At 62.4% G+C, this 4,475-nt stretch carries 6 protein-coding genes; 2 read left to right on the forward strand and 4 right to left on the reverse strand.

The features are described 5' to 3' along the window. The coding region (locus AC1DOM_RS16745) for a DEAD/DEAH box helicase (RefSeq protein ID WP_498965347.1) at positions 1-1,074 on the forward strand (1,074 nt) is incomplete at its 5' end. A gap of 88 nt (positions 1,075-1,162) precedes the next feature. On the opposite strand, the gene AC1DOM_RS16750 is transcribed toward AC1DOM_RS16745, so the two are convergent. Further along, a complete protein-coding gene (locus tag AC1DOM_RS16750) occupies positions 1,163-1,672 on the reverse strand; it encodes a hypothetical protein (protein ID WP_498965349.1) in 510 nt (169 codons plus the stop codon). Between the two features lie 165 nt (positions 1,673-1,837). Between AC1DOM_RS16750 and AC1DOM_RS16755 the strand changes: the two genes are divergently transcribed. Next, complete coding sequence (locus AC1DOM_RS16755; RefSeq protein ID WP_498965351.1) at positions 1,838-2,407, forward strand: hypothetical protein; 570 nt, start codon at positions 1,838-1,840, stop codon at positions 2,405-2,407. Positions 2,408-2,464: 57 nt separating this feature from the next. Here the strand turns inward: AC1DOM_RS16755 and AC1DOM_RS16760 are convergent, their stop codons facing one another. The 3 genes from AC1DOM_RS16760 to AC1DOM_RS16770 all read right to left on the reverse strand — a co-directional run. Continuing rightward, entirely contained in the window at positions 2,465-3,556 is a 1,092-nt protein-coding gene (locus AC1DOM_RS16760; protein WP_498965353.1) for a TIGR03118 family protein, read from the reverse strand. A gap of 97 nt (positions 3,557-3,653) precedes the next feature. After that, positions 3,654-4,202, reverse strand: coding sequence for a dihydrofolate reductase family protein (locus AC1DOM_RS16765; RefSeq protein WP_498965355.1), 549 nt, complete (start codon positions 4,200-4,202; stop codon positions 3,654-3,656). A 20-nt stretch (positions 4,203-4,222) separates the two neighbouring features. Next, the coding region (locus tag AC1DOM_RS16770; protein ID WP_498965357.1) for an FG-GAP repeat domain-containing protein at positions 4,223-4,475 on the reverse strand (253 nt) is incomplete at its 5' end.

The following is a 4,475-nucleotide window of genomic DNA, read 5'->3' on the forward strand; positions in this document are numbered from 1 at the left end:
AACAGTCACAAGGTGATCCGCCACTTGCTCGACGAGGTGATCAAGGCGACAACCGCGGCAGGACTTGACGTGCAGTGCGTGCAAAAGCCGAGCGAAATGGAAGACGACTTGCCGCACCTGCGCTTCGCCAACACCGCCGAGGCGCTCTTTGGTGCGCTTGCGGCGGGTGCGCAGGTGGCTGGCGGCACTGCCTGGCTATGGGCAAGTGAGGGAGCAGTAGGCGCGGTTGACGTGCTATTCGTTGACGAGGCGGCACAGATGGCCCTGGCAAACGTGCTCGCTGTAAGTCATGCGGCGCCGAGGATGGTATTGCTCGGGGACCCCCAGCAGTTGGACCAGCCCATTCAAGGTAGTCACCCAGACGGGACCGAGGTGTCGGCATTGCACCATGTCCTCGGATCGGAGCCTACGATCGCGCCCGATCGCGGGCTGTTCTTGGAAGAGACGTGGCGGCTGCACCCGGCGATCTGCGACTTCACTTCAGAAATGTTTTACGCCAGCCGCTTGCACCCTCGGCCTGGCTTGGAGCGGCAAAACGTGACCTCGCCGGGTCGCGTCAACGGCGCAGGCCTTCGCTTTCTCGCCGTGCCTACACACGGCAATCAGAGCTCCTCGCCCGAGGAAGCCACCGCTGTGAAGGACTTGGTACAGGAAATCCTTGGTAGCTGCACGACTTGGACTGACAGGGACGGCATCGTGCGGCCGGTGTCTCTGTCGGACATCCTCATCATCGCGCCTTATAACGCGCAGGTCGCGGAGTTGGGGGCGCGCCTGCCAGGTGCACGAGTCGGCACGGTCGACAAGTTTCAGGGACAGGAAGCGCCGATCGTCATCTATTCAATGACGACCTCCAGCCACGCTGACGCCCCTCGCGGCATGGAATTCCTGTATAGCCTGAATCGCCTCAATGTCGCGACCTCGCGTGCCAAGTGCGTATGCGTGCTCGTAGGCTCGCCATCCGTATTCGAAGTCAGTTGCCGTACGCCTCGTCAGATGCAGCTGGCTAATGCCTTCTGCCGCTACCTAGAGATGGCCACGCCGATCCCTCGCGCTGGCGCCCCCCATTCGCCTTGATCGTACTCAGCAATCCCCGACAAAGATTGATACGTACGCGTATCAGTACACCTCAGCCGCAACCGCCTTCGACGCTTCACCAAGTATTTCACCATTGCTCCAATGTTGCGCCTCCAACTACCAATTTATCTAGGATTTCTCGCCCTTCTTTCTTCGCGCCATCGGCGTCGCTATCGCATGCGATAAGCATGGTATCAAGCCCCCCTTCTATTTCGCCTGGCTTAAACAAATCCGTGCAGCTAATACCCACGCGGCAGTAATCCCTCTTACCGCCAACAACCTGCACTTCATTTGTAGCCTCTACCGAGAATCCCACGGTATTAAGCGCTTTGATCGATTCTGATATGCATGTCGATCGACCATTTGCGTCAGCCTTTGTAATGAAAGACGCCATATAAATTCCGGGCTGCCGCGTGGCGATCGCTGCTTCTTCTGAGCCGACTAGAGGAGTTGGTTCATTTTCACTGCGTGGATGCGATAAGTACGTACCGACTAAGGTAGTAACAATTCCCGCCGCGGCGGAGATGATCGCGACGAGAACGGCTTGTCTCGACGTGATTTTGGCGATCTCAAGGCTGCGTTCGTTCTGTGGGGGCATTGGTTGATCTCCCTGACTTAAGCCTTAGCCGCCAAGTGGCGCCGCTAATCACGGATGGGTTCCTTCCTATAGGTCGTGACGTTCTTTGCTGAAAGTTACGGCCGTTCAGTCGTTTGACTCTGGCCACGGGCGAACGGAAACTCAAGCGAACTGAATGGAGGCGCCGTGTCGCCTTTCGAGTACTCGCTGATCCTCGTGACGATCATCGTCGGCCTGGCGATCACCGACATGCTCGTTTCGCTGCATCGCCTGCTCAGGTCGCGCACGCAGGTCCGTTGGCATTGGCTGCCGCTCGTCGCCGCGCTGTTGGTGCTACTCACGCTCCTGCAGTTCTGGTGGGGCTTCTATCGCCTGGGGCGCGTCGAGGTCTGGAACCAGTACGGGGCGTTCCTGCTGCTGCTCCTGCAGTTGATCCTGATGTTCCTGCTCGCGTGCGCGGCCTTGCCCGACGACGAACGGGACCGCCTGGACCTCGCGCAGTATTACGAACACAACCGGCGCTATTTCTGGACCTTGTTTTCGCTCGTCGCGTTGATGGCGACGGTGACCAACCTGGTCGTCGCCGTCGGCCGCGATCCGCCTTCGACGTGGCTGCCGAAAGCCGTCCCGAACCTGCTGTACGTCGCGGTCATGCTGTGCCTGGTGTTCGTGCGCGCGAAGGCGCTGCACGCGGTGTTCGTGCTGCTCCTGCTGCTCGTCATGGTGGCCGGCTGGATTCCGCTGCGGATCCAGTGAGCCGCATCTGCCTTGCAGGAAAGGCCCGCGATTGCGGGCCTTTCCGCATGCATCGCTTTACGGCGTGAACACGAAATCCAGGCGCCCGTACAGCCCGTGCGCCTCGTCGTCGGGGCCCGCCGCGAAGAACAGCGTGTCGACCGGCTGGTTCTGGAGGCCGTTGCCGAATTGCATGCCCCACAGGCCGTCGATGTGGACGGCCGAGCCGTCATATCGCCGCAAGTGTCCGAGCAACGTGCCCGACGACGCACCGAACGCATTGATCCTTCCATCGCCGAAATTGCCCACGAGCAAAGCGTTGTGGAACGTGCCGAATGCACTGGGTGCGAGTGCGAGACCCCATGGCGCATTGAGCACGCCACGCGTCGCGATCCTCCGCGCGAACTTGCCGTTGGGTTTGAACACGCTCACGAAGCCGCAACCGGCGCAGCGGACTTCGTCGGACATGCTCGCATCCTGCCTGGCGTAGGTGACGTAGATGTCGCCGTTGATGGCCTGGATGCCGAACGGCGCATAGCCCTTGGGAATGCCCGGATCCTTGAATGCGCCCGGTGCGAGCATTACCGGCATGAAGTTGCTGTCGAAGACGTCGACGCGCGCGTGGAAGAAATCGGTCGCGTACAACAACTGCGTCAAACCATCGCCGCTGAGCGCGAGGCCCTTGTAGTTCGCGCCGGTGGACGAGCGATTGATCTTGCGGATGGCGTGCGTGAAATCGACGGACGGCGCCCAGGCGGCGATGACGCCCTGCTCGGTGGCGAACAGGAACCGCGCCGGCCCCGAGGCCGCGCCGCGGGTGACGACGAAGGCATCCGATCCATTGAACACGATGCCGGTGGGGTTGCCGCCGGTGGCCATCGTCGGCGAAGGGATCTGGACGATGAGCGATTGCACGACGCCGTTGCCGTCGTAGAGCGTCGAAACCGTGCCGTCGGCCGACGACACCCACACGAAGCCGAAGGGATTGAACGCAACGCCCCAGCCATTCACCAGGTTGGGATCGGTATGCGCCGCGGGCACGAAGCCATCGGAAACGAGATTGCGCTGCTTGTAGAAACCATCCGCCCAGGCGGCCGGCGCCGCGAACGCTAGGGAGAATGCGACCGCCAGCGCGGCGGGGACAGGGAAACGGAACGAGAACGCATGCATGGTGTGGTCTCCTGCGGATGACGAAGGCGACCAGCGACAGGCGCGGCGCACACCAGCGAAAGTCGCCTGCGTGCATGCCGTCGCAGCGATGAAAGGTTCAACCCACGCGGTACTCGCTTTGCACCAGCCCGCTCGCGTACTGCCGGGTCGCGACGTGCGTGAGTTGGATGTCGCGATCCAGGGCGCCGAACAACGGGATGCCCGCGCCGATGAGGACGGGCACGCGTGTCACGACCAGGCGTTGGATCAACCCGGCGCGCAGGAATTGCTGGATGGTGATTCCGCCATCGACATACACGTGCCGGAATCCACGGTCCACAAGCTGCGATGCGATCTCGCTCGCCTCACCCGACATGCGTTCGACCACCGCGCCGGCCGGTGCGTCGCGCAACGGCTTGCTGCTGAGAACGAACACCGGCTTGTCTGCGTACGGCCATGCGTCGAACGCCAGCACGGTGTCGTAGGTCTTGCGGCCGATGACCAGCGCATCCACCGTCGCGATGAATTCGGCGTAGCCGTGCGGCTCGCCGCCACCGGGCGGCAGGAAGTCGAGCGCGCCATCGGGGCGCGCCATGAATCCGTCGACGCTGACGCCGACGAAGACCGAGGCGCGAAGGCCCGCGTGATCGAACGCTCGGGAGGCCATGGCCCCCCGAGCTTATCGCATCAAGGCTGCGCTTCGTACGGCTGCACGCTCCAGTCGATACCGACCGCCGGCATCGTCCGCTGCGTGGCGTTGTTGGCGTTGCGCCACAACGTATTCGCACCGGTGTTGCTTTCGCGCCAGACCAGGTCGGCGATGCCGTCGTTGTCGTAATCGCCGGCGGCGACGACCTTCCAGTTGGGGTTGGTCACGCCGACGACCGCTTGCACCCGGGTGTTGTTCGCCGACTTCCAGATCGTGTTCGCGCCCGTGCCC

It is taken from the genome of Lysobacter sp. P5_B12, assembly GCF_056400425.1.

What these genes read in the sequence shown, in the direction of transcription:
- AC1DOM_RS16750 (WP_498965349.1), bottom strand. Translation starts at nt 1,672, where the DNA reads ATGCCCCCACAGAACGAACGCAGCCTTGAGATCGCCAAAATCACGTCG.
- AC1DOM_RS16760 (WP_498965353.1), bottom strand. Translation starts at nt 3,556, where the DNA reads ATGCATGCGTTCTCGTTCCGTTTCCCTGTCCCCGCCGCGCTGGCGGTC.
- AC1DOM_RS16765 (WP_498965355.1), bottom strand. Translation starts at nt 4,202, where the DNA reads ATGGCCTCCCGAGCGTTCGATCACGCGGGCCTTCGCGCCTCGGTCTTC.